Below are 1,071 nucleotides of genomic sequence, written 5' to 3' on the forward strand. Positions count from 1 at the left end.
CTGTAATCTTCATTCATAGCTTCGTTCATTTCTGCATTCATTCTCTAACCTCTCTCAAATGCTTCTTCCTCTGTATGTTGCCGCTCTTTCACGCATGATTTGATTTTGCGCTCGTTCATTAAGAATACGCTCCCGTTCAAGCTCATGCTTCTGTTGCATCAATTCAGCTTCCAATTCTGCTCTCTTTTGACGCATAACCAATTCAATCTGCTTGCCTTGTAAATCCATCTGTTGCATCTGACTTTTAGCCGCAATATCTTGCTGCTTTTCCTGCAACTTCATTTCTTGTTCCGGATTCATTTGCTGTTGTTGGGCTTGTTGTGCCATTTGCTGCTGTTGCATCTTCTCACTCACACGATTAAGCAATGACGCAGGCAATGGAGAATAACGAAGTAGATCAAGCATAATATCCGGCGTAATCGCATTTTGAAGCAATGGGAGCAGCTGTGTGATGATACCAAAGGTGCGCTCTTTCTCATTCGGGCTGGTTGGAGCATCATCCACCACAATATCGTAATCAACACTCATCACCGCTTCACGTGTTAAGGGAATATATTGCGCATTCTCCTCACCCGATATCCTCACCAAACGACCATCAGACAAGTAATTCTGTATCAGATGCAAAATAATCTTACCCTGCCTTTTGCGATACAAACGCAAGCCATCAAATAGACAAGCAAGCAGGTTAAGACTAGATTGACGCCGTTGTGCTTCTAAAATCCCTGCTTGTGAGACTTCTCTCGTCCCGATAAACTCAGGCGATAAGCCCGTAACTTGATTAATCGCTTCCTTGGCTTCATTAAACAGTTGGAAAAAACCGGTTGGGAATTGCGCTACGGGTTTGGGCTGTATCTTACCACCTGCCAAAGCGCCATTTTTTAAAACCGTAATACTATCTACTCTGCTCCAACTCTTTACAGCTTCTCTCACATCTTCAAATGCGCCCCGCTCTGCCATTATCCCGCCTTTGGATTGGCTATTAAGGATATGCATTACTTGACTAAAATATTTATTCGCCCATCGTTGTGGATCTTTTGTCGGACGGACAACCCCATAAAATTGCCGTTCTAT

1 pseudogene is annotated in these 1,071 nt (G+C 43.5%); it reads right to left on the minus strand.

The annotated features are described in order from the left end of the window. Positions 1–54: 54 nt before the first annotated feature. Positions 55–1,071: pseudogene (locus ACFIL3_RS10440) on the minus strand (phage portal protein); the annotation flags it as partial.

Source organism: Bartonella sp. CE47NXGY (genome assembly GCF_042195415.1).
Taxonomy (GTDB): domain Bacteria; phylum Pseudomonadota; class Alphaproteobacteria; order Rhizobiales; family Rhizobiaceae; genus Bartonella.